Raw genomic sequence first — 23,764 nt, forward strand, 5'->3', positions numbered from 1 at the left:
CGCCCCGTTGCATTACGACTCTTGAGTCGGCGCATCCGGCGCCTTGCGCGCCTTCAGTTTCATCCCGATCCACAGCACCAGCGCCACGCAGATCACCGACGGCAGGAAGTTGGAACCGATCTGCGGGTATTCGGCGCGCACGATGGCGCTGTACATCAGCAGCCCCAGCAGGAAACAGGCCGCCGCCAGTTTCGGCATGCCGTCCGGCATGGCGCGGTTCAGGTAACGCTGATGCAGGCAGTACACCGCCAACACCAACGCGATCAGCGGGAAGATCGAAAACGGCACCACCGAGCTGAACAGCGCGGCAAACGAACCGTTGATCGAAAGGCCGGCAATCAACGCCAGCAGTAAGGTGCCATTTTCACGGCCTGGTTTTTCCATCATTTTTTACCTTTTTTATACGTGGGACACAGAAGCTTTTTCTTGTTCGCGACGATACCAGTAATACGCCCCTTTGGAGATCATCCGCAGCTGCAGCACCAGCCGTTCTTCCAGCTGCTGCCGCTGCTCGACGTCGATATCCAGCGCTTCCGCGCCGGCGCTGAACACGATGGTGACCATCGCTTCCGCCTGCGCTTCGGTAAAGCTGCGCGGCATGTGGTTTTCCAACTCGAGGTAGTCCGCCAGTTCGGCGATGAAATGCTGGATCTCGCGCGCCACCGCCGCACGGAATGCCGCCGACGTGCCGGAACGCTCGCGCAGCAGCAGGCGGAAGGCGTTCGGGTTGTTGCCGATAAATTCCATAAAGGTGGACACCGAAGTGCGGATCACGCTGCCGCCCTTGGCGATGCGTTGGCGCGCCTGGCGCATCAACTGACGCAGCATCAGGCCGCTTTCATCCACCATGGTCAGCCCCAACTCGTCCACATCGCGGAAATGGCGATAAAACGACGTGGGCGCGATGCCCGCCTCGCGTGAAACTTCCCGCAGGCTCAGACTGGCGAAGCTGCGTTCGGCGCTCAGCTGGCTGAAAGCGGCTTCGATCAGGGAACGACGAGTCCGTTCTTTTTGTTGTGCTCTGACGCCCATATGCATATCCGGATAGGTTCCATTCTCTCAGTCTAACGCCCTAGACTCGGCAATATAGCAAATTTTATTGCAACAGCATTTATACTAACGCGCTCTATCACACTTCCGCCCTGAGCCGATTGTGCTTTGCCTCAAAAAGCCTAATGGTGATTGGGTGAGCAGCGCTATGATGTTAAGATACCGTTGTAATCTTGTATAAAAAAACAGGTCTCTCCTACATGCAACAGCACTATCAATTTGATGCCATTGTGATTGGCTCGGGCCCTGGTGGTGAAGGTGCCGCCATGGGGCTGGTGAAACAGGGCGCCCGCGTGGCCGTTATCGAACGGTACAACAACGTAGGCGGCGGATGTACCCACTGGGGCACCATCCCTTCCAAAGCCCTCCGCCACGCCGTCAGCCGCATTATCGAATTCAACCAGAACCCGCTTTACAACAACTCGCGCACGCTCAGCGCGACCTTCCCTGACATTTTACGCCACGCCGATAACGTCATCAGCCAGCAGACCCGCATGCGCCAAGGCTTCTATGAGCGGAACCAGTGCAAACTGTTCGCCGGCGACGCGCGCTTCATCGACGCCAACACCGTCAGCGTCAGCTACATGGACGGCACCCAGGACACCATCCGCGCCGACCACATCGTGATCGCCTGCGGCTCGCGCCCTTACCATCCGGCCAGCGTCGATTTCAATCACCCGCGCATCTACGACAGCGATTCCATTCTCGAGCTGAGCCATGAACCGCGCCACGTGATCATTTACGGCGCCGGGGTGATCGGCTGCGAATACGCGTCTATCTTCCGCGGTCTGAACGTCAAGGTCGATCTGATCAACACCCGCGATCGCCTGCTGGCGTTCCTCGATCAGGAGATGTCGGATTCGCTCTCTTACCACTTCTGGAACAACGGCGTGGTGATCCGCCACAACGAGGAGTTCGAGAAGATTGAAGGTACCGAAGACGGCGTGATCGTGCACCTGAAGTCCGGCAAGAAGGTGAAAGCGGACTGCCTGCTGTACGCCAACGGCCGTACCGGCAACACCGATTCGCTGGGGTTGGAAAACGTCGGCCTGGAATCGGACAGCCGCGGGCTACTGAAGGTGAACAGCATGTACCAAACCGCGCTGTCGCACATCTATGCGGTCGGTGACGTGATCGGCTATCCGAGCCTGGCTTCCGCCGCCTACGATCAGGGCCGCATCGCCGCGCAGGCGATCGCTTCCGGCGAAGCCAGCGGTCACTTAATCGAAGATATCCCGACCGGCATCTACACCATTCCGGAAATCAGCTCCGTCGGCAAAACCGAGCAGGAACTGACGGCGATGAAGGTGCCGTATGAAGTGGGCCGCGCCCAGTTCAAACATCTGGCGCGCGCGCAGATCGCCGGGATGAACGTCGGCAGCCTGAAGATCCTGTTCCATCGCGACACCCTGCAGATCCTCGGGATCCACTGCTTCGGCGAGCGTGCGGCGGAGATCATCCACATCGGTCAGGCGATCATGGAACAGAAAGGTGAAGGCAATACTATCGAGTATTTCGTTAATACGACCTTCAACTATCCGACCATGGCCGAAGCCTACCGGGTGGCGGCGCTTAACGGCTTAAACCGCCTGTTTTAACGCGCTGTCGATGTAGCCCTGCATGTGCTCGCGGATCGCTTCGGCCAACTGCTCATAACGGCTGCGCAATGGGGAACCGGGGCGATACACCAATGCGATGGTGCGCTTCGGTTCCGGCTTGTAGCAATCCAGATAGCAGACGCCGTCGCGTTCGCGCTGCGGCGGCACCGCCAGTGACGGCAGTAGGGTAATGCCGCTGCCGGCCGCGACCATATTGCGCAGCGTTTCCAGACTGGTGGCGCGGAAGTGGGTATCCTCGTCCGCGCCCGCCTGGAAGCAAAAGCCCATCGCCTGATCGCGCAGGCAGTGGCCATCCTCCAGCATCAGCAGTTTCTCTCCCGCCAAATCCGGCATCGCCACGCGATCGCGCTGCGCCCACGGGTGATCGGAATACACCGCCAGCTTCATCGGTTCATCGAACAGAGGCACTTCGATAAACGCCTCGGTTTCCTTTACCAATGCCAGAATGGCGCAGTCCAGTTTGCCGCTGTCGAGCTGTGCCAGCAGTTGGTGGGTTTGCGCCTCGTGCAGGTACATTTCCAGTTTCGGGAAGGTTTTGTGCAGCGTCGGGATGATCTGCGGCAGCAGATAAGGCCCCACGGTCGGGATCAGGCCGATGTGCAGCGGCCCAGACATGGCTTCGCCCTGCTGGCTGGCCATCTCCTTCAATACTTTCACTTCGCGCAGCACGGTACGCGCCTGCTCCACCAGCAGCAGACCCGCCTGGGTGAACAGCACCTTGCGGCTGGTGCGCTCGAGCAGCATGACGCCCAACTCGTCTTCCAGCTTGCGGATCTGCCCGCTCAGCGTGGGCTGGCTTACATGGCATGAATCGGCCGCACGGCGGAAGTGCCGGTGCTCGGCCAAGGCGACCAGATACTCTAAATCACGAATATTCATTGTTTCCCTCCATTCCATGATAGCTCATGGCGATAGATAAGATAGCAATGAGCGATTAGATCTATCAAGCCCCAGCGACAATAATGTGTCCCAACGAAGCGATATCGCGCTAAATGCTAAAAATTACTTTTCCTAATTAAGGGGTTAATCAATGTTTACCAGTCAAGAAGGCAAGAAAGTTCCTCAGGTTACTTTCCACACCCGTCAGGGCGACCAATGGATTGATGTGACCACTGATGACCTGTTCAAAAACAAAACGGTCATCGTGTTCTCGCTGCCGGGCGCGTTCACGCCGACCTGCTCTTCGAGCCATCTGCCGCGCTACAACGAGCTGTCCAGCGTATTCAAACAGCACGGCGTCGACGGCATTCTGTGCGTCTCGGTGAACGACACCTTCGTGATGAACGCCTGGAAAGCCGATCAGCATGCGGAAAACATCACCTTCGTGCCGGACGGCAACGGTGAATTCACCAAAGGCATGAACATGCTGGTCGAGAAAGCGGATCTGGGCTTTGGCCCACGTTCATGGCGCTACTCGATGCTGGTGCGCGACGGCGTGGTCGAGAAAATGTTCGTCGAACCGAACAAACCGGGCGACCCGTTTGAGGTGTCCGACGCAGACACCATGCTGAAATACCTGGCGCCGGAATTCAAAGTGCAGGAGTCGGTCTCCCTGTTCACCAAACCAGGCTGCCCATTCTGCGCCAAAGCCAAACAGATGCTGCAAGAGCGCGGCATTCAGTATGAAGAGATCGTGCTGGGCAAAGACGCCACCACCGTCAGCCTGCGCGCCGTCAGCGGCCGCGCCACGGTGCCGCAAGTGTTCATCGGCGGCCGTCACATCGGTGGCAGCGACGATCTGGAAACTTTCCTGTCAGCTTAATAAGTAATAACAAAGCCAACGTGAACTTTGGCGGGCTACGGCCCGCCCTTTTTTTACCTTTCAGGAGCGGATATGAAACTGTTGAACGTTGATGTCGCGGTCATCGGCGGCGGCACCGCAGGGCTCGGCGCCTATCGCGCGGCCAAACTGTCTACCCCCAGCGTGGTGATGATCGAAGGCGGGCCTTACGGCACCACCTGTGCGCGCGTTGGCTGTATGCCATCCAAGTTGTTGATCGCCGCTGCCGAAGCGGTGCATCAAATCGAACGCGCGCCGGGCTTTGGCGTGCACCCAACCGGTAAAACCCGCATCGACGGACGCGAAGTGATGGCGCGCGTCAAGCGCGAACGCGATCGCTTCGTCGGCTTCGTGCTGGAAGGCGTGGACGAGATCCCGGCCGGCGACAAAATTCAGGGCTATGCCCGGTTTATCGACGACAACACGCTGCAGGTCGATGAGCATACGCGCATCGTGGCGCAGCGCATCGTGATCGCCACCGGTTCCCGCCCCAGCTGGCCGGCGCCGTGGAGCGAACTGGGCGATCGTCTGATCGTCAATGACGACCTGTTCAACTGGGATGATTTGCCGCAGTCCGTAGCGGTATTCGGCCCCGGCGTCATCGGGCTCGAGCTGGGGCAAGCGCTGCACCGCCTCGGCGTCGACACCAAGGTCTTCGGCATCGGCGGCGCGGTCGGGCCGCTGACCGACAGCGCCGTGCGCGATTACGCTGCGAAGGCGCTGGGGGAAGAGTTCTACCTCGACGCCGACGTGAAGGTAGAGATGATGCAGCGCGAAGGCGACAAGGTGTTTATCCGCTATCGGGATCTGCAGGGCCAACCGCAGGAGATCCTGGTGGACTACGTGCTGGCCGCCACCGGCCGCCGCCCCAATGTCGATCGGCTGGGCCTCGAAAACACCGGCCTGCAGCTCGACGCTCGCGGCGTGCCGCTGGCCGACCGCCTGACGATGCAAACCAGCGTGCCGCATATTTTCATCGCCGGCGACGCCAGCAACCAACTGCCGCTGCTGCATGAGGCCAGCGACCAGGCACGCATCGCCGGTGCCAACGCCGGCAGCTTCCCGGAGATCAATCCGGGCCTGCGACGCAGCGCGATTTCGGTGGTGTTCTCCGATCCGCAGATCGCCATGGTCGGCTCAACCTTCCGCGAGCTGAGCGAGAAGTTCAGCGCCTGCGGCTGCTTTGAAGTGGGCAACGTCTCGTTTGAGAATCAGGGCCGCTCGCGAGTGATGCTGCGCAACAAAGGCATTCTGCACGTCTACGGCGAGCAAGGCACCGGCCGTTTCCTCGGCGCGGAAATGATCGGCCCGGACGCCGAACACATCGCACACCTGCTGGCCTGGGCGCACCAGCAGCAGATGACCGTCGATCAGATGCTGGACATGCCGTTCTATCATCCGGTGATCGAAGAAGGCTTGCGCACCGCGCTGCGCGATCTGCAGGCGAAACTCAAACTCGGCACGGCCGAAATCGAGCGCTGCCAGCGCTGCCCGGGCGAATAACGCCTCCTTCTCCGTTCACACCTACCGGGCCTTCAGGCCCGGTTTTTTTGCGCAGCGCTTTCCACATTTTCCTCCCTCCTCTTGCCTCACGGCCCTTCTGCGCTCATTTTTTATACTTCAACATTGAAATGATACCAATAATGATACTAAAATGGAGGCGGCATGAACGAGATCAGGGATGACATCGCTGATTTGCAACAGCGGCAGAACAGCATCAAATTCGCCGAGTTAGCGAAAATCTGCGTGCGATGGTTTGGGCCGCCGCGCATAAACGGTAGCAGCCATCACGTTTATCGCATGCCCTGGTCAGGCGATCCGCGCATCAATATCCAACGCGGCAACAACGGCGCAGCCAAGGCATATCAGGTTAAGCAGGTCATCGCCGCACTGGCCAGAATGGAGGAAGAACATGGAAAAGCATGAACACTATACCTATCGCATCACCTGGTCAGCGGAAGAACGTGAATATGTCGGGCTGTGCGCCGAATTCCCCTCGTTGTCCTGGCTGGCCGCCACGCGTACCGGCGCATTGGAGGGTATCGAGAAAGTGGTGAGCGAAACGATCGCCGATATGCTGACGCAAGGCGAAACGCCGCCGCAGGCGCTGGCGGAAAAGAACTTCAGCGGAAAACTGGTGTTGCGCATGACGCCGGAACAACATCGCCGGCTGGCGATCGGCGCGATGGAGGAAGGCGTGAGCCTGAACCGTTATCTGTGCGCACGCCTGGCGGGGTAAAGGTTCAAGGGCGGCGCCGGGCCGCCCTTGTCGTCGTCAGGCCAAACGCTGTTTCGCTGCGGCGATTGCCGTGGCCACCTGCTGCGGTGCGACGCCGCCTTTGGCCGCACGCTTGTCCAGGCAGGATTGCAACGCCAGGATCGGGTAAACGTCGTCACCGATCGTCGCGCTAAACTGCTGCAAATCCGCCAGCGGCAGCGCTTCCAGCGGTTTACCCTGGCGAATCGCTTCTACCACCGCCTCGCCGACGATGTGGTGCGCTTCGCGGAACGGCACGCCCTTGGCGACCAGGTAATCCGCCAGCTCTGTGGCATTGGCATAGCCCTGTTCCGCCGCTTCCTGACAGCGCGGGCGTTTCACCTGGATGCCGTCCAGCACCAGCGCCGCCATCTGCAGGCAGTCCATCCAGGTGTCGAGCGCGTCAAACAGCCCTTCTTTGTCTTCCTGCATGTCTTTGTTATACGCCAGCGGCAGGCCTTTCAGCGTCATCATCATACCGGTCAGCGCGCCCTGTACGCGGCCGCATTTGCCGCGGATCAGCTCCAGCGCGTCCGGGTTTTTCTTCTGCGGCATCAGCGAAGAGCCGGAGGTCACGCGGTCGGACAGCTCAACAAACGCCGCTTCGCCGCTGTTGAAGAAGATCAGATCTTCGGCGAAGCGCGACAGGTGCACCATGCTGATGGCGGCGTTGGACAGCAGCTCCAGCACGTGATCGCGATCGGATACGCTGTCCAGGCTGTTGCGGGTCGCCGAGGCGAAGCCCAGCCAGCCGGCCAGCTGCTCGCGATCGATAGGATAAGCGGTGCCGGCCAGCGCGCCGCTGCCCAGCGGGCTGACGTCCAGCCGTTTCAGGGTATCCTGCAGACGGCTCTCATCGCGCGCCAGCATCTCGACATAGGCCAGGCACCAGTGCGCGAAAGTCACCGGCTGCGCGCGTTGCAGGTGGGTATACCCCGGCATCACCGCATCCTGGTTGGCTTCGGCGGTCTCCACCAGCGCCTGCTGCAGCTGGACGATCGCCTGATGCAGGTCGCCGATCTGCTGTTTGCACCACAGCTTCAGATCGGTCGCGACCTGATCGTTGCGGCTGCGGCCGGTGTGGAGCTTCTTGCCCAAATCGCCGACCTTCTCGATCAGCTTCTGCTCCACCCAGCTGTGGATGTCTTCGGCATCGCTTTGGACGATCGCCAAAGGATCGGCCTGGACCTCCGTCAGTAGCGCATTCAGCGCCTGCTCCAGCTGCAGTTGCTCCGTTGCCGTCAACACGTTAACGGTCACCAGCGCCTTCGACCAGGCCACCGAGCCCACGATATCCTGCTCCGCCAGGCGATAATCGAACCGCAGCGAATCGTTGAGTTGCTTGAACCGCTGATCCGCCGCCTGAGTGAACCGTCCGCCCCAAAGTGCCATATCTTACTCCTGAATTTTTATGCGAAAGGGCGCAGCATGCTGCGCCCTTGCAGAGTCACGCCAATCGATTATTTATTCTTTTTCTCGTTCAACGCACGGATGCGTGAAGACAGAGAGAACAGGCGAATAAAGCCGCCCGCGTGGCTGTGATCGTAAACTTCGTCTTCGCCGAAAGTGGCGAACTCTTCGGAGTACAGGCTGTTGGCCGATTTCTTCTGGGTCGCCGTCACCTGGCCTTTGTACAGCTGCAGCACGACTTCGCCGTTCACCTCTTCCGCCAGCGCTTCGGCAGAAGCCTGCAGCGAGCGGCGCAGCGGCGCGAACCAGCGGCCGTCGTACACCACATAGGACATCTCCAGGCCCAGCTGCTCGCGCCATTTGAAGCTGTCGCGATCCAGCACCAGCTGTTCGACGGCGCGCAGCGCCGCCACCATGATGGTGCCCCCGGGGTTTCATAGCAGCCGCGGGATTTGATGCCCACCAGGCGGTTTTCCACGATGTCGATACGGCCGACGCCGTGCTTGGCACCCAGCGCGTTCAGGGTTTCCAGGCACTGGTACGGCGACAGCGCTTTACCGTTAACCGCAACAACGCGACCTTTCTCAACGGTAACGGTCACCTGCTCAGGCTGATCCGGCGCTTCCTGTGGATCGACGGTCCATACCCAGCAATCTTTGTTCGGCGCATTCCACGGGCTTTCCAGCACGCCGCCTTCGGTGGAGATGTGCCAGGCGTTTTCATCGCGGCTGTAGATCTTCTCCAACGATGCGGTGGTCGGAATGTTGCGCTCTTTCAGGTAATCCAGCAGCGCTTCACGGGAACGCAGGTTCCACTCACGCCACGGCGCCACCACTTTCAGCTGTGGCGCCAGTGCGGTGTAGGTGGTCTCGAAACGCACCTGGTCGTTGCCTTTGCCGGTCGCACCGTGGCACAGCGCGTCGGCGCCCACTGTCAACGCCAGCTCGACCTGCGCCTTGGCGATGATCGGCCGCGCCATCGACGTGCCCAGCAGGTAGCTGCCTTCGTACAGGGCGCCGGTCTGCAGCACCGGATAAACGTAATCGCGGATAAATTCTTCACGCAGATCCACCACGTGACATTCAGAGGCACCGGACTGCAGGGCTTTTTGCTCCACACCTTCCAGATCGCTGCGCTCCTGACCGATGTCCGCCACGAACGCCACCACTTCACAGCCGCCGTAGTTCTCTTTCAGCCATGGAATGATGGCCGAGGTATCCAGGCCGCCGGAGTACGCCAGAACGATTTTTTTGATGCCTTGGTTTTGCATGATCTATTCCTTTCTAATTCTAAAATTAAGCGAGGATCCGGGTGCCAATCGACACGCCGTTAAACAAAGCAGGAAGCTGATCGGCATGGCGCCAGCTGGCGATATCCACCGGGCGGCCGAGGGTGCGGGCCGCGTCGAGCGCCGCATTCACCTTCACCACCATACCATCGGTGATGATGCCTTGCGCGATCAGTTGTTCCGCTTTTTGCGCCGTCATTTCCGCAATGCGTTGCCCCTTGCCGTCGAGGATGCCACTGACGTCCGACAGCAGGATCAGATCCGCCCCCAGCGTCGCCGCCAGCGCCGTCGCCGCCTGATCGGCGTTCACGTTCATTAACTGCCCTTCGGCGGTGATGCCGATGGAGCTGACCACCGGCAGGTAGCCGGCGCTCAGCAGGGTATTGAGCAGCGCGGGCGAACCGGGCTGCGCGTTGCCGACGTGGCCCAATGCCGGATCGAGCGGGGTCACGACCGCGCTGCCGCCATCCGCCAGGCTCAGGCCGACGGCGTTGATTTGATGTTTAATCGCCCACGCCAGCAGCGTTTTGTTGGCGGTGCCGGCCAGCGCGCCGGTGATGATGTCGATCTGATCGGCCGGCGTGACCCGCAGGCCGTTCTTTTTCACCACCGGCAAAGAGAGCTGCTTCATCAGCTCGTCCACCACGCAGCCGCCGCCGTGCACGATCACCAGCGGGCGCTGATGCTGCTGCCGGTAGCTGTCCAGCGCGGTAAACAGACGCTCCAGCGCTTCTTCACTGTCTAATAACACGCCACCTAACTTGATAATTAACGGGTTCATTGCTGTTTACTCACGCTGGTTTAAAGGAGTGACTGGGTTTCCGGGAAGCCGAAACGGATATTCAGGCATTGCACCGCCTGCGCCGCCGCGCCTTTCAGCAGGTTGTCTTCCACCGCTACGGCGATCAGATGCTCGCCCTGCACCGCAAAACCGATGTCGCAGAACGGCAGCCCCACCACCGCTTTCAGCGCCGGCACGCCCTGGTCGTACAACCGCACCAGCGGCTTGTCGTCATAGGCGGCATGATAGGCGGCGGCGACGTCCTGCGCGGTCACGCCGGCCTTCAGGCGGCAGGTGATGGTTTCAAGGATGCCGCGCGGGAAATTGCCCAGGTGCGGCGTAAAGATGACCGGCACGCCCAGGTGCGCGGCGATCTCCGGCTGGTGCCGATGAGTGAAAATACCGTACGGCTGCAGGCTCACTTCGCAGAAGCTGGTGGTCATACTGGCCTTGCGCCCGGCGCCGCTGACGCCGCTGGTGGCGTTGATCACCGGCCACTGGTCGAGGTTCAGCAGCTGCTTCTCGATCAACGGCTTCAGCGCCAGCTGCGCCGCCGTCGGGTAACAGCCCGGCACAGCAATCAGCTGCGCCTGTTTGATCTTGTCGCTCTGCCACTCCGCCAGGCCGTATACCGCCTGCTCCAGCAGGGCGCCATGCCGATGTTCGAAACCGTAGTACTGGCTATAAAAACCGGCGTCCTGCACGCGGAAGGCGCCCGACAGATCGAACACCACGCAGCCCGCCGCCAGGAAGGCCGGTGCGATATCGTGGCTGACTTCATGGGCGGTGGCGAGGAACACCACGTCGATGCCCTGCGCCGCCTTGGCAACGTCGGTCAACGGCTGCAGCGGCAGATCGACGATGCCTTTCAACTGGGGATGAAGATCGGAAAGTAACTTTCCTGCATCTGCACTTTGCGCTGAAACCGCTAAAGCGGTTATGTTCATGTGTGGGTGGCGATTCAGGTAAGCCGTGAGCTCCGCTCCGGCGTAACCGCTGGCACCAACGATCAGCGTATTCAACATGTGGCCTTTCACCTTCTAAACTGACGTGCGGTCGCTTGCGACCCAGGTAACAGGGCTAGCCAGCGTTGTTGCGCCGTTCACCCACGGAGCCAGGCGTTGATGCTTTTATAAACATCCGGGTATCGGGTTCCCTTACGCTTCGGCTTACTGTATTTTTATTCAAAATAAATGCATGAATATTGATACTATCCTAACCAAAGGCTGTCAACAGTGAAGATGAAATTACCTCCATTTATTGAGCTGTACCGGGCGTTGATCGCCACTCCGTCGATCAGCGCCACCGATGCCGGCCTCGATCAGAGCAATGAGGCGTTAATCAACTTGCTGGCCGGATGGTTTGCCGACCTGGGCTTTCGCGTCGACGTACAGCCGGTGCCGGAGTCGCGCCACAAATTCAACCTGCTGGCCAGCATCGGCGAAGGCAGCGGCGGCCTGCTGCTGGCCGGCCACACTGATACGGTGCCTTACGACGAAGGCCGCTGGACGCGCGATCCCTTCACCCTGACCGAGCACGACAACAAGCTCTACGGGCTGGGCACCGCCGACATGAAAGGCTTCTTCGCCTTTATTCTGGATGCGGTGCGCGATATCGACGCGAGCAAGCTGACCAAGCCGTTGTACATTTTAGCCACCGCAGATGAAGAAACGACGATGGCCGGCGCGCGTTACTTCGCCGCCTCTACCGCCATTCGTCCGGATTTCGCCATCATCGGCGAGCCGACCTCGCTGCAGCCGGTGCGCGCGCACAAGGGCCACATGGCCAATGCCATTCGCATCGTCGGCCAGTCCGGCCATTCCAGCGATCCGGCGCGCGGCGTCAACGCCATCGATCTGATGCACGAATCCATCGGCCGCCTGATGGAGCTGCGCAAAACCCTGCAAGAGCGCTACAACAATCCGGCGTTCGCCGTGCCTTATCCCACCATGAACTTCGGCCATATCAGCGGCGGCGACGCGGCCAACCGCATCTGCGCCTGTTGCGAACTGCACCTGGATATCCGCCCGCTGCCCGGCATGACGCTCGACAACATCAACGAACTGATGCATCAGGCGCTGGAGCCGGTAAGCCAACGCTGGCCGGGCCGCCTGACCATCGAAGAGCTGCACGCGTCGGTGCCGGGCTACGAGTGCCCGACCGACCACCGCATGGTGGCGGTGATCGAGGAGCTGCTGGGCACCCGCACGCAGGTGGTCAACTACTGCACCGAAGCGCCGTTCGTGCAACAGGTATGCCCGACCCTGGTGCTCGGCCCCGGTTCCATCGATCAGGCCCACCAGCCGGACGAATACATCGATACCGCGTTTATCGAACCGACGCGCAAACTGCTGGGCCAGCTGGTCAATCACTTTTGCCGGCAATAAACCCGACATTTAACAGGGGAAATGTTTTATGCTTTCCCCTACCTCAAAATAAGTAGTAAACAGCTAAATAAGCCACGCTGATAACCGACGCGGCGTAATTAAATTTCAGAAAATGCGCCGATTTTGATGTTTTTTTGCTAAAAATAGTGTCAATTGACGATTGGACAGGAACGCGATGTGATCAGGCTGGCGGTCTGCGCCTGACGCGTGAAATTTATTTACAAGATAAAAATCATACAGAACTGGGTCAGGGGTTATATGAACGAACAATATTCGGCAATGCGCAGTAATGTCAGTATGCTCGGCAAATTGCTCGGCGATACCATCAAAGAAGCGCTGGGCGAGCATATTCTCGATCGCGTTGAGACCATCCGTAAGCTTTCCAAATCTTCACGCGCCGGCAACGAAGCGCATCGCCAGGAGCTGCTCTCCACCCTGCAGAACCTGTCCAACGACGAGTTGCTGCCGGTGGCGCGCGCCTTCAGCCAGTTCCTCAACCTGACCAACGTCGCCGAGCAGTACCACAGCATTTCGCCCAACGGCGAAGCCGCCAGCAACCCGGAAGCGCTGGCGCAGCTGTTCAGCCGCCTCAAAGACAAAAAGCTCAGCGACAAAGAGCTACAGCACGCGGTGTCGCAACTTTCCATCGAGCTGGTGCTGACGGCGCACCCGACGGAGATCACCCGCCGCACCCTGATCCACAAGCTGGTGGAGGTCAACACCTGCCTCAGCCAGCTCGATCACAACGATCTGGCCGACTACGAGCGCAACAAGATCATGCGCCGCCTGCGCCAACTGGTGGCCCAGTCGTGGCACACCGATGAAATTCGCAAACATCGCCCCTCCCCGATCGACGAAGCCAAATGGGGCTTCGCGGTGGTAGAAAACAGCCTGTGGGAAGGCGTGCCGGCGTTCCTGCGCGAGTTCAACGAGCAGTTGGAAAACTCCATCAATTACAGCCTGCCGGCGGAAGCGGTGCCGGTGCGCTTCACCTCCTGGATGGGCGGCGACCGCGACGGCAACCCGAACGTGACCGCCGAAATCACCCGCCATGTGCTGCTGCTCAGCCGCTGGAAAGCCTGCGACCTGTTCACCCGCGATATCCAGGTGCTGGTCTCCGAGCTGTCGATGACCGAATGCACCCCGGAGCTGCGCGCCCGCGCCGGCGGTGACGAGGTGCAGGAACCGTACCGCGAAATCATGAAGCAGCTGCGCAGCCAGCTGATGAGCTCCCAGGCCTATCTGGAAGGCCGCCTGAAGGGCGAACGCGTGCTGAAGCCGCACGACCTGCTGGTGAACAACGAGCAGCTGTGGGAGCCGCTGTATGCCTGCTACCAATCGCTGCAGGCCTGCGGTATGGGCATCATCGCCAACGGTCAGCTGCTGGATACCCTGCGCCGCGTGCGCTGCTTCGGCGTACCGCTGGTGCGCATCGACGTGCGCCAGGAAAGCACCCGCCATACCGAAGCCATCGCCGAGCTGACCCGTTATCTGGGGCTGGGCGACTATGAAAGCTGGTCAGAAGCCGATAAACAGGCGTTCCTGATCCGCGAACTGAACTCCAAACGCCCGCTGGTGCCGCTGAAGTGGCAACCGAGCGCCGACACGCAGGAAGTGCTGGAAACCTGCCGGGTGATCGCCGAAGCGCCGCAGGGCTCGATCGCCGCCTACGTGATTTCGATGGCGCGCACGCCTTCCGACGTGCTGGCGGTACACCTGCTGCTGAAAGAGGCCGGCTGCCCGTTCGCGCTGCCCGTCGCTCCGCTGTTCGAAACCCTCGACGATCTGAACAACGCCGACGACGTGATGACCCAGTTGCTGAACATCGACTGGTATCGCGGCTTTATTCAGGGCAAACAGATGGTAATGATCGGCTACTCCGACTCGGCGAAAGACGCCGGCGTGATGGCCGCTTCCTGGGCGCAGTACCGTGCGCAGGACGCCTTGATCAAAACCTGTGAAAAAGCCGGCGTGGCGCTGACGTTGTTCCATGGGCGCGGCGGCTCCATCGGCCGCGGCGGCGCACCGGCGCATGCGGCGCTGCTGTCGCAGCCGCCGGGCAGCCTGAAGGGCGGCCTGCGCGTCACCGAACAGGGCGAGATGATCCGCTTCAAATTCGGCCTGCCTGAAGTCACCATTAGCAGCCTGGCGCTGTATGCCGGGGCGATCCTCGAGGCCAACCTGCTGCCGCCGCCGGAACCGAAGAAAGAATGGCGGGCGTTGATGGACGATCTGTCCGAGACCTCCTGCCGGATGTATCGCGGCTACGTGCGTGAAAACCCGGACTTCGTGCCTTACTTCCGCGCGGCCACGCCGGAGCTGGAGCTGGGTAAACTGCCGCTGGGCTCACGCCCGGCCAAACGCAAGCCGAACGGCGGCGTGGAAAGCCTGCGCGCCATTCCGTGGATCTTCGCCTGGACGCAGAACCGCCTGATGCTGCCGGCCTGGCTCGGCGCCGGCGCCGGATTGCAGGAAGCGGTGAAAGCCGGCAAGCAGGCGGAGCTGGAGGCGATGTGTCGCGACTGGCCGTTCTTCTCCACCCGCATCGCCATGCTGGAAATGGTGTTCGCCAAGGCCGACCTGTGGCTGGCGGAATACTACGATCAACGCCTGGTGGATAAATCGCTGTGGCCGCTGGGCCAACAGCTGCGCGATCAGCTGGAAAGCGACATCAAGGTGGTGCTGACCATCGCCAACGATGCGCACCTGATGGAAGACCTGCCGTGGATTGCCGAATCCATCGCGCTGCGCAACGTTTACACCGACCCGCTGAACGTCTTGCAGGCCGAGCTGCTGCACCGTTCGCGTCAGCAGGAGCAGCCGGACGCCCGCGTCGAGCAGGCCCTGATGGTCACCATCGCCGGCGTCGCCGCCGGGATGCGCAACACCGGCTAGTGAGCCTAATCGCGGCCCCGTTTATCGGGGCCGTTTTTTTATGCCTTTCCCCCACAAAAAAAGGGCGCCGCGGTAAAGCGACGCCCATTTTTCAATGGGACAAGCCTGTCAGGCTGCGGCCACCGGGCGCACGCCCAGCGTGTGGCAGATCGCGTAACTCATCTCTGCACGGTTCAGCGTATAGAAGTGGAAATCTTTCACCCCTTCGCGGCTGAGGATCTTCACCATGTCCATGGCGATGTTGGCACCGACCATTTTGCGGGTCTCCGCATCGTCGTCCAGCCCTTCGAACATGCTGGTCATCCAGCTTGGCACCCGCACGTTGGTCATGGTGGCGAAGCGCTGCAGCTGCTTGAAGTTGGACACCGGCAGAATGCCCGGCACGATTTCCACGTCGATACCGGCGGCGACGCAGCGGTCGCGGAAGCGCAGGTAGCTCTCAACGTCGAAGAAGAACTGGGTGATGGCGCGGCTGGCGCCGGCGTCGATCTTGCGCTTCAGGTTAATCAAATCGGCCTGGGCGCTCTTCGCCTCCGGGTGCACTTCCGGGTAGGCAGCGACGGAAATGTCGAAGTCGCCCACGTCTTTCAGCAGCGCCACCAGATCGGTCGCGTACATTTCCGGCTTGCCGCCGCCCGGCGGCAGATCGCCGCGCAGCGCCACGATATGGCGGATGCCGCTGTTCCAGTAATCGGTCGCGATGTCGCGCAGCTGCGCCGGGCTGGCGTCGATGCAGGTCAGGTGCGGCGCCGCCTCCAGGCCGGTGCGCTCCTTGATCCCCTTGATGATGCTGTGGGTGCGATCGCGCTCGCCGGAGTTGGCACCGTAGGTGACGGAAACGAATTTGGGTTTGAGGATGCTCAGACGATCGATCGACTGCCACAGGGTCTCTTCCATCTCGCTGGTGCGCGGCGGGAAGAACTCGAATGATACGTTAATCTGGCCGTTCAACTCCGCCAGACTCTGATTCAGCGCTTCCCGCTGGTTTGCGTGGAAAAAGCTCATACCCTGCTCACCTCTTATCGATCACTGTTTTTATTTCACTTTTATGAGCGTCTATACGTTTAGACGTCTAGATAGAAAATGCCGCATGTTGGCTAAAGAGTCAACAGGAAAATGAGGGGAATAAGATGATTAATCTTCACCCGCTCAACGAGGGAATTTCATGACGGCGGCAGGGATAAGTATGGCAGGAAAAGCAAAGGGGCGCGGTGAACCCGCGCCCGCAGAGGACTAAAGCAGCTGTGCCAGCCGGTTAAGGTCTGACTGGATCGCGCCGGCGGTCACGTCGCGGCCGGCGCCCGGCCCGCGGATCACCAGCGGATTATCGCGATACCAGCGGCTTTCGATGGCGAACACGTTGTCGCACGGCAGCAGCGAGGCCAGCGGATGCTCAGGACGCACCGCCTCCACGCCGACCCGTGCCTTACCGTTGGCATCGAAACGCGCCACGTGCCGCAACACCAGGCCCATTTCGCTGGCGGCCTCAAAGCGCTGCTGCATCTGTTGGTTCAGCGCCTCGCCGTTCTCGAAGAACTGATCGACGGAGCCCAGCTCGCAGCCCGCCGGCACCAGCGACTCGACCCGCACCTGGTTCGGTTCGATGTCGTAGCCCGCTTCGCGCGCCAGGATCACCAGCTTGCGCATCACGTCCTGACCGGAGAGATCGACCCGCGGATCCGGTTCGGTCAGCCCCTGCTGCCAGGCCTGATCCACCAGTTCGGTAAACGGCACCGTGCCGTCATACTGCAAGAACAGCCAGGAAAGCGTGCCGGAGAAGATGCCGCTGATTGCCAAAATACTGTCGCCGCTGTCGCGCAGATCGCGCACCGTATGGTTGACCGGCAGCCCGGCGCCGACGGTGGCGTTATACAGCCAGTGGCGGCCGGTTTTGGCGAAGGCGTCGCGAATTTGGCGATAGGTATCGCTGCACGAGGCACCCGCCAGCTTGTTGGCGCTGATCACGTGGAAACCGTAGCTGGCGAAATCCAGATACTGCCCGGCCAGTTCTTCGCTGGCGGTCACATCGAGCACCACCAGATCGTCGAACGGGTGTGCGCGCATCCACAAGAACAGCGACTCTTCGTCAAGTTCCTGCGCTTCGTCCTCAAAGAACGCCAATGCACGGCTGGCATCCAGCCCGTCGTAGTTCAGCAGGCTGCGGCGGCTGTCCACCACCCCCGCCAGGATAAATTCGAAACCGCTGCGCGCGGAGATATTGGTCTGCTCACGGGCGAACAGCTCCAGCCAACGCGACCCGATGTTGCCCTTGCCGAACAGCACCAGACCGATGCGCTTCTCGGCACGGAACAGGCTTTGGTGCAGCCCCTGAATCAGCAGCGCGGTCGGCCCCTGGCGCAATACCGCCACCAGGCTGATGCCATCTTCAGCCTGCCAGATAAACTCGACCGGCTGATCTTTCAGTTGCTGATAGAAACGGTGGCTGTGCAGCGGGTTCTTGCATACCCCGGCGCCGACCATCGCCACCAGCGCCAACCCTTCGCGCAGGTGCAGTTCACCCGGCAGCGCCGAGGCCTGCAGGGTCGCCAGCGCGCTGTTGACCACCTCGGAGGTGTAGCACAGCTGTATCCGATTGCGGTCAGGATGGATGCCCACCGCCAGCGGTTTGATCTGCGCGCGCTTGAGCACCAGATCCAACTCTTTCTGCGCCAGTTTGAAGTCGTGCTGAGCGGCGACGTGCAGCTCAATCAGACACACGTCATCGTGGCTGGTGACAATCTTGGCGCCGGTGCCGGACGCCAATACGCGCTCGATGCGCGTCGAGCCCTGCTCCGGCTGGTAGCTGCAGCGCAGCTGAAGATCGATATCGCTGCCGGAGACCGGCTGCAGGGTGCGGGTATGCAGCACCGGCGCCGCCAGGCGCGCCAGCTCGCTGGCTTCATCCAGGCGCAGCAGCGGCAGCAGGCAGGCGTCTTTCACCTTGCGAGGGTCGGCGCTGTACACCCCGGCCACGTCGCTCCAGATGGTGACGCGCGCCGCGCCGGCCAACGCGCCGACCTGAGTGGCAGAGTAGTCGCTGCCGTTGCGCCCCAACAGCACGGTTTCCCCGGCGTCGTTGCGCGAAATGAAGCCGGTCACCACCAGGCGCTTGCCCGGATGTTGGGCCAACAATTGTTGCAGCAGCGGATAAGAACGGCCTTCATCCACCTGCGGCTGCGCGGCGCGCTCGGCGCGCAGGAAATCACGCGCATCCAGCCAGGCCGCCTGCATATCCAGGTGGTTGAGCACCGCCGCCATCAGGCGCGCCGACCAGATCTCGCCGTGCCCGACCACTTCGGCATAGCACACCTCGTCGACTTTGCCGTCCAGCAACACCGCCAGACGTTCCAGATCCTGAATGAACTCGGCGATCAGCGGCTCGGCGCTTTCCGCCGGCAGCAGGCCGCCGATAAGATCGCTGTGATAGCGGCGCAACGTCTGCTGCACCTGGTGCGCAGACAGGCGATCGCTCTGGCTGAGCTTCAGCCAGTTGATCAACTGGTTGGTGGTACTGCCGGCGGCCGATACCACCATCATGTCGCCCGGCTGGCTGTATTCCGCCATAATCCCGGCCACACGCAGATAACACTTCACATCCGCCAGACTGCTGCCGCCAAACTTGTGCAGTTGACGCCCGCTCACCGGCCCTGCTACAGCAATTGCATTCATGCTTACCTCGTTGCCGCCGCCTGGAAAGCGCGTTCCAGATCGGCAATCAAATCTTCACTGTCTTCAATACCCACGGAAATGCGCAGCAGGCTCTCGGAGATGCCGGCCGCTGTCCGTGCCTCCGCCGCCATGCCGGCGTGGGTCATGGTCGCTGCATGCGAGATCAGGCTTTCTACGCCGCCCAGCGATTCTGCCAGAGTAAACAGCTCAAGGGCAGAGAGAAAACGGCGCAGCACCGCTTCATCGCCGTCCAGTTCAAAACTCAGCATCGCGCCGAAGCCGCGCTGCTGCCGGCGGGCGATCTCATGCCCCGGGTTTTCCGGCAGGGAAGGATGATACAGCTTTTTCACCAGCGGTTGCTGCTGTAAATAGCCGACAATCGCTTCGGCGTTTTGCTGCGCCGCCTTGATGCGCGGCGACAGCGTGCGCATGCCGCGCAGCAGCAGATAGCTGTCGAACGCGCCGCCGGTCACGCCGATATTGTTCGCCCACCAGGCCAATTCGACCGCCAGCTCGGGATCTTTGGCAATCACCGCGCCGGCCACCACGTCCGAATGCCCATTCAGGTATTTGGTGCAAGAATGGACCACCAGATCGGCACCGAGTTCGATCGGCTGTTGCAGGGCCGGGCTGAGGAAGGTGTTGTCCACCACCGTCAACGCGCCCGCCGCGTGTGCGGCGGTGCAGATCGCTGCAATGTCCACCACGCGCAGCAGCGGATTGCTGGGGCTTTCAATCAGCACCAGCTTCGGCTTTTGCGCCAGCGCCTGCTGCAGGGCGGCTTCATTACCCTGATCGACGAACAGCACGCGATAGGCGCCGCGCTTGCTCAGGCTGTCGAACAACCGATAGCTGCCGCCGTAGCAGTCGTGCGGCGCCACCAGCAGATCGCCCGGCTTCAGCAGCACGGTGGTCACCAGATGGATCGCCGACATCCCGCTGCCGGTCATCACCGCGCCGGCGCCGCCTTCCAGCTCCGCCAACGCGCGTTGCACCACGTCGCGCGTCGGGTTGCCGCGGCGCGAGTAATCATGGGCTCGGGGTTGGTTGAAGTCGGTAAAGTTATAGGTGCTGGACAGATGAATCGGCGGGACAACGCAGCCATACTGTTCGTCGTCGTTCAGGCCGCTGCGTACGGCAATCGTGGCTGGTTTACGCGTCATGGGCTCGCTCGGCTCTCGGTTCGGTGAATGAGGCCTAAAGAGTAATCGCAGGATTGATAGACGTCAATACATCTGGACATCTAAACTTCTCTGCGTATAGATTGAGCAATGGCACAATACCCGCTAAAATTATGCCGATATGACATGACGATAAGATGTTAAGCCACAATGTCCGGCCGAGGCGGGGCATTCAGTGACCCTGGTCGCGTAAAATTGACATTTATTTAGTGAGAACAGTGAAGATCGGGCATAATTGGCCGGTTTTTAGAATTTTGTAATTTTTCTGACAAAGTTAAGGTGTCCCATGGCTGAGTGGAACGGCGAGTATGTCAGCCCTTACGCTGAACACGGTAAAAAAAGCGAGCAAGTCAAAAAGATCACGGTATCCATTCCGCTGAAGGTCCTGAAAATCCTCACCGACGAACGGACCCGTCGCCAGGTGAACAACCTGCGCCACGCCACCAACAGCGAACTGCTGTGCGAAGCGTTTCTGCATGCCTTTACCGGCCAGCCGCTGCCGAACGATGAAGACCTGCGCAAAGAGCGCAGCGATGAAATCCCGGAAGCCGCAAAAGCGTTGATGCGCGAACTGGGTGTCGATCCCGATACCTGGGAATATTGAGAACCGTCCGGCGAACGCCGGCGGCAGAAACGAAAAAAGGCGCCAAAGGCGCCTTTTTCATCGGACGATAAGAAATCTTATTTCTTAGCGCCTGGTACGCTGAAACGCTTGTTGAAGCGGTCAACGCGGCCACCGGTAGCAACATCACGCTGCTTGCCAGTGTAGAACGGGTGGCATGCGCCACAAACGTCCAGGTTCAGATCGTGGCCCACGGTGGAGCGGATCTTCATCACGTTACCGCAAGAGCAGTTAGCAGTAACTTCTTCGTATTTTGGGTGGATACCTTGTTTCATGGGAAACCTCAGTTAAGGCCGTGTCGCTATCCAGCCCTGTTTCGCCAGACACCACACGTGGTTGATAATAGAATTTTGGTATCGAATTATACCAAAGGCGGCAAATTATACAGCATTAGTCGAGGCGCGCAATCGGAACCGTACATTTGCCGATGCGCCGTGTAAACTGATGCCCACTTTTTTCAATTTGGATGAGATCATGCCCGTCGTACACGTTGCCTTGCCGGTCCCCCTCGCCCGCACCTTCGACTATCTGCTGCCGCCCGGCATGCAGCCGGTGGCCGGCGCGCGCGTGGGCGTGCCCTGGGGCAGGCAGCATGCGATCGGCATCGTCACCGGCTGCAGCGACACCAGCGAACTGCCGCTGGACAAGCTCAAACCGATCGACAGCGTGATCGACGCCGAGTCGCTGTTCTCCCCTAGCCTGTGGCGCATCCTGCGCTGGGCCAGCGATTACTATCACTACCCCATTGGCGAAGTGCTGTTCCATGCGCTGCCGATCCTGCTGCGGCAAGGCAAACCGGCCGAGGCCGCGCCGCTGTGGCAATGGTTCGCCACCGAAGAGGGGCGCGCCACCCCGCCCGAAAGCCTGAAACGCGCGCCGAAACAGCAGCAGGCGCTGGCGGCGCTGTTGCAACGCCCGGTCTATCGCCACCAGGTCAGCCAGCTGGAGCTGACGGAAAGCGCCCTGCAGGCGCTGCGCGCCAAAGGGCTGATCGATCTGCGCGCTCAGGTCGCGGCCACGCACGACTGGCGCCCCAACTTCGCGGTGCTCGGCGAGCGGCTGCGGCTGAACACCGAACAGGCTACCGCCGTCGGGGCGATCAGAAGCGAGGATGAGCAGTTCGCCGCCTGGCTGCTGGCCGGGGTGACCGGCTCCGGCAAGACCGAGGTCTACCTCAGCGTGCTGGAGAACGTGCTGGCCAAAGGCCGGCAGGCGCTGGTGCTGGTGCCGGAAATCGGCCTGACACCGCAAACCATCGCCCGCTTTCGCGAGCGCTTCAACGCGCCGGTAGACGTACTGCACTCCGGCCTGAACGACAGCGAGCGGCTGGCGGTTTGGCTGCGCGCGCGCAGCGGCGAAGCCGCCATCGTCATCGGCACCCGCTCGGCGCTGTTCACGCCGTTCCGTCAGCTGGGCGTGATCATCATCGACGAAGAGCACGACAGCTCTTATAAGCAGCAGGAAGGCTGGCGCTACCACGCCCGCGATCTGGCGGTGTTCCGCGCCCGGGAAGAGGACATCCCGATGGTGATGGGCTCCGCGACCCCGGCATTGGAAACGCTGCACAACGTGCAGCTGGGCAAATATCGCCAGTTAAAGCTCACCCAGCGCGCGGGCAACGCCAAACCGGCGGCGCAGCATCTGATCGATCTGAAAGGGTTGCCGCTGAAGGTCGGCCTGTCGCAGCCGCTGCTGAAGAGCATGCAGCACCATTTAAAAGCCGGCAATCAGGTGATGCTGTTCCTCAACCGCCGCGGTTACGCCCCGGCGCTGCTGTGCCACGAGTGCGGCTGGATCGCCGAGTGCCAGCGCTGCGATCACTATTACACCTTCCACCAGCATCAGCGCCAGCTGCGCTGCCACCACTGCGACAGCCAGCGGCCGGTGCCGCACCAGTGCCCGCAGTGCGGCTCGACCCACCTGGTGTCGGTCGGCGTCGGCACCGAACAGCTGGAACATGAGCTGGCACCGCTGTTCCCCGATACGCCGATCACCCGCATCGATCGCGACACCACCAGCCGTAAAGGGTCGCTGGAGCAGCACCTGGCGGATATCCATCGCGGCGAAGCGCGCATTCTGATCGGCACGCAGATGCTGGCCAAGGGCCACCATTTTCCCGACGTCACCCTGGTGGCGTTGCTGGACGTGGACGGCGCGCTGTTCTCCGCCGACTTCCGCTCCGCCGAGCGTTTCGCTCAGCTGTATACCCAGGTCTCCGGGCGGGCCGGCCGGGCGGGCAAGCAGGGGGAAGTGCTGCTGCAAACCCACCATCCGGAGCACCCGCTGCTGCAGGTGCTGCTGCAACAGGGTTATGACGCCTTCGCCAAACAGACGCTGGCGGAGCGCAACAGCGTGTTTCTGCCGCCTTACACCAGCCACATCATCGTGCGCGCCGAAGATCACGACAACCAGCAGGCCCCGCTGTTCCTGCAGCAGCTGCGTAACCTGCTGGAAGCCAGCCCGCTGAAGGACGATTCGCTGTGGGTGATGGGCCCGGTGCCGGCGCTGCAGTCCAAACGCGGCGGCCGTTTCCGCTGGCAGCTGCTGCTGCAGCACCCGACGCGGCGCGTCCTGCAACAGCTGATGAAAAGCTCGCTGCCGCTGATCGGCACCCTGCCGCAAACGCGCAAGGTGAAATGGACGCTGGATGTCGATCCGATCGACAGCTGATCCCGGAAAAGTCCGATTTAGCTGCCGCAGTGCAAACGTTTACCCTTGAAATTGCGAGCGAACGCTAAAAAACCTTCTCAGGTCACATTTTTTATGCAAATTAGGTAACAAAGGCGGGGCGTATTCTGTTTAGAATGTCTGCGAGGGCAAATTTT

At 61.0% G+C, this 23,764-nt stretch carries 19 protein-coding genes and 1 pseudogene; 9 read left to right on the forward strand and 11 right to left on the reverse strand.

The window, feature by feature from the left end:
• Positions 1 to 12: 12 nt before the first annotated feature.
• Positions 13 to 384, reverse strand: coding sequence for a YijD family membrane protein (locus C3F38_RS01475; protein WP_033649905.1), 372 nt, complete (start codon positions 382 to 384; stop codon positions 13 to 15).
• Positions 385 to 399: 15 nt separating this feature from the next.
• A complete protein-coding gene (fabR, locus tag C3F38_RS01480) occupies positions 400 to 1,032 on the reverse strand; it encodes an HTH-type transcriptional repressor FabR (RefSeq protein ID WP_004931044.1) in 633 nt (210 codons plus the stop codon).
• 218 nt (positions 1,033 to 1,250) lie between these two features.
• Here fabR and sthA point away from each other — a divergent pair, with 218 nt between their 5' ends.
• Positions 1,251 to 2,648 (forward strand): Si-specific NAD(P)(+) transhydrogenase, encoded by a 1,398-nt coding sequence (gene sthA, locus C3F38_RS01485; RefSeq protein ID WP_004931047.1) that lies wholly within the window; start codon positions 1,251 to 1,253, stop codon positions 2,646 to 2,648.
• Here sthA and oxyR read toward each other — a convergent pair.
• Entirely contained in the window at positions 2,631 to 3,548 is a 918-nt protein-coding gene (oxyR, locus tag C3F38_RS01490) for a DNA-binding transcriptional regulator OxyR (RefSeq protein WP_047729624.1), read from the reverse strand. The genes sthA and oxyR overlap by 18 nt on opposite strands.
• Before the next feature lie 151 nt (positions 3,549 to 3,699).
• On the opposite strand from oxyR, the gene C3F38_RS01495 reads away from it, so the two are divergent.
• The 4 genes from C3F38_RS01495 to C3F38_RS01510 all read left to right on the forward strand — a co-directional run bounded on the left by C3F38_RS01495 (position 3,700) and on the right by C3F38_RS01510 (position 6,688).
• Complete coding sequence (locus C3F38_RS01495) at positions 3,700 to 4,431, forward strand: glutathione peroxidase (protein WP_019452251.1); 732 nt, start codon at positions 3,700 to 3,702, stop codon at positions 4,429 to 4,431.
• Between the two features lie 72 nt (positions 4,432 to 4,503).
• Complete coding sequence (locus C3F38_RS01500) at positions 4,504 to 5,952, forward strand: dihydrolipoyl dehydrogenase (RefSeq protein ID WP_038872702.1); 1,449 nt, start codon at positions 4,504 to 4,506, stop codon at positions 5,950 to 5,952.
• A gap of 162 nt (positions 5,953 to 6,114) precedes the next feature.
• Positions 6,115 to 6,375 carry a toxin HicA gene (locus C3F38_RS01505; RefSeq protein ID WP_048232159.1) on the forward strand — a complete coding sequence of 87 codons (261 nt, stop codon included), beginning with the start codon at positions 6,115 to 6,117 and terminating at the stop codon, positions 6,373 to 6,375.
• Positions 6,362 to 6,688, forward strand: coding sequence for a type II toxin-antitoxin system HicB family antitoxin (locus C3F38_RS01510; RefSeq protein ID WP_038872699.1), 327 nt, complete (start codon positions 6,362 to 6,364; stop codon positions 6,686 to 6,688). Before C3F38_RS01505 ends, C3F38_RS01510 begins: the two co-directional genes overlap by 14 nt.
• A 36-nt stretch (positions 6,689 to 6,724) precedes the next feature.
• On the opposite strand, the gene argH is transcribed toward C3F38_RS01510, so the two are convergent.
• The 4 genes and pseudogenes from argH to argC form a co-directional block, all read right to left on the reverse strand.
• Positions 6,725 to 8,098, reverse strand: coding sequence for an argininosuccinate lyase (gene argH / locus C3F38_RS01515; protein ID WP_055317019.1), 1,374 nt, complete (start codon positions 8,096 to 8,098; stop codon positions 6,725 to 6,727).
• Between the two features lie 68 nt (positions 8,099 to 8,166).
• Positions 8,167 to 9,386 (reverse strand): annotated as a pseudogene (locus C3F38_RS01520) (argininosuccinate synthase).
• A 25-nt stretch (positions 9,387 to 9,411) separates the two neighbouring features.
• On the reverse strand, positions 9,412 to 10,185 hold the full coding sequence (gene argB / locus C3F38_RS01525; RefSeq protein ID WP_038872691.1) for an acetylglutamate kinase: 774 nt from the start codon (positions 10,183 to 10,185) through the stop codon (positions 9,412 to 9,414).
• A gap of 20 nt (positions 10,186 to 10,205) precedes the next feature.
• Entirely contained in the window at positions 10,206 to 11,210 is a 1,005-nt protein-coding gene (gene argC, locus C3F38_RS01530; protein ID WP_047729622.1) for an N-acetyl-gamma-glutamyl-phosphate reductase, read from the reverse strand.
• Positions 11,211 to 11,426: 216 nt separating this feature from the next.
• Here argC and argE point away from each other — a divergent pair, with 216 nt between their 5' ends.
• Together argE and ppc are read left to right on the forward strand one after the other, a co-directional pair.
• Positions 11,427 to 12,572 (forward strand): acetylornithine deacetylase, encoded by a 1,146-nt coding sequence (gene argE, locus C3F38_RS01535; RefSeq protein WP_015379410.1) that lies wholly within the window; start codon positions 11,427 to 11,429, stop codon positions 12,570 to 12,572.
• A gap of 258 nt (positions 12,573 to 12,830) precedes the next feature.
• The gene (gene ppc, locus C3F38_RS01540) at positions 12,831 to 15,467 is read left to right on the forward strand and encodes a phosphoenolpyruvate carboxylase (protein ID WP_038872687.1); all 2,637 of its coding nucleotides are present in this window, start codon (positions 12,831 to 12,833) and stop codon (positions 15,465 to 15,467) included.
• A gap of 108 nt (positions 15,468 to 15,575) precedes the next feature.
• Here the strand turns inward: ppc and metF are convergent, their stop codons facing one another.
• From metF to metB, 3 genes are all read right to left on the reverse strand, one after another.
• Positions 15,576 to 16,472, reverse strand: coding sequence for a methylenetetrahydrofolate reductase (gene metF, locus C3F38_RS01545; protein ID WP_033645217.1), 897 nt, complete (start codon positions 16,470 to 16,472; stop codon positions 15,576 to 15,578).
• Positions 16,473 to 16,700: 228 nt separating this feature from the next.
• Complete coding sequence (locus C3F38_RS01550) at positions 16,701 to 19,136, reverse strand: bifunctional aspartate kinase/homoserine dehydrogenase II (protein WP_038872682.1); 2,436 nt, start codon at positions 19,134 to 19,136, stop codon at positions 16,701 to 16,703.
• A 2-nt stretch (positions 19,137 to 19,138) separates the two neighbouring features.
• Positions 19,139 to 20,299 (reverse strand): cystathionine gamma-synthase, encoded by a 1,161-nt coding sequence (gene metB / locus C3F38_RS01555; RefSeq protein ID WP_047729621.1) that lies wholly within the window; start codon positions 20,297 to 20,299, stop codon positions 19,139 to 19,141.
• A 304-nt stretch (positions 20,300 to 20,603) separates the two neighbouring features.
• Here metB and metJ point away from each other — a divergent pair, with 304 nt between their 5' ends.
• A complete protein-coding gene (gene metJ, locus C3F38_RS01560; RefSeq protein WP_004931076.1) occupies positions 20,604 to 20,921 on the forward strand; it encodes a met regulon transcriptional regulator MetJ in 318 nt (105 codons plus the stop codon).
• Between the two features lie 77 nt (positions 20,922 to 20,998).
• Here the strand turns inward: metJ and rpmE are convergent, their stop codons facing one another.
• On the reverse strand, positions 20,999 to 21,214 hold the full coding sequence (gene rpmE, locus C3F38_RS01565) for a 50S ribosomal protein L31 (protein WP_004931078.1): 216 nt from the start codon (positions 21,212 to 21,214) through the stop codon (positions 20,999 to 21,001).
• Positions 21,215 to 21,413: 199 nt separating this feature from the next.
• Here rpmE and priA point away from each other — a divergent pair, with 199 nt between their 5' ends.
• Entirely contained in the window at positions 21,414 to 23,609 is a 2,196-nt protein-coding gene (gene priA / locus C3F38_RS01570; protein WP_048233709.1) for a primosomal protein N', read from the forward strand.
• Positions 23,610 to 23,764 lie beyond the last annotated feature (155 nt).

Source organism: Serratia sp. SSNIH1 (genome assembly GCF_002935055.1).
Lineage (GTDB): Bacteria > Pseudomonadota > Gammaproteobacteria > Enterobacterales > Enterobacteriaceae > Serratia > Serratia nevei.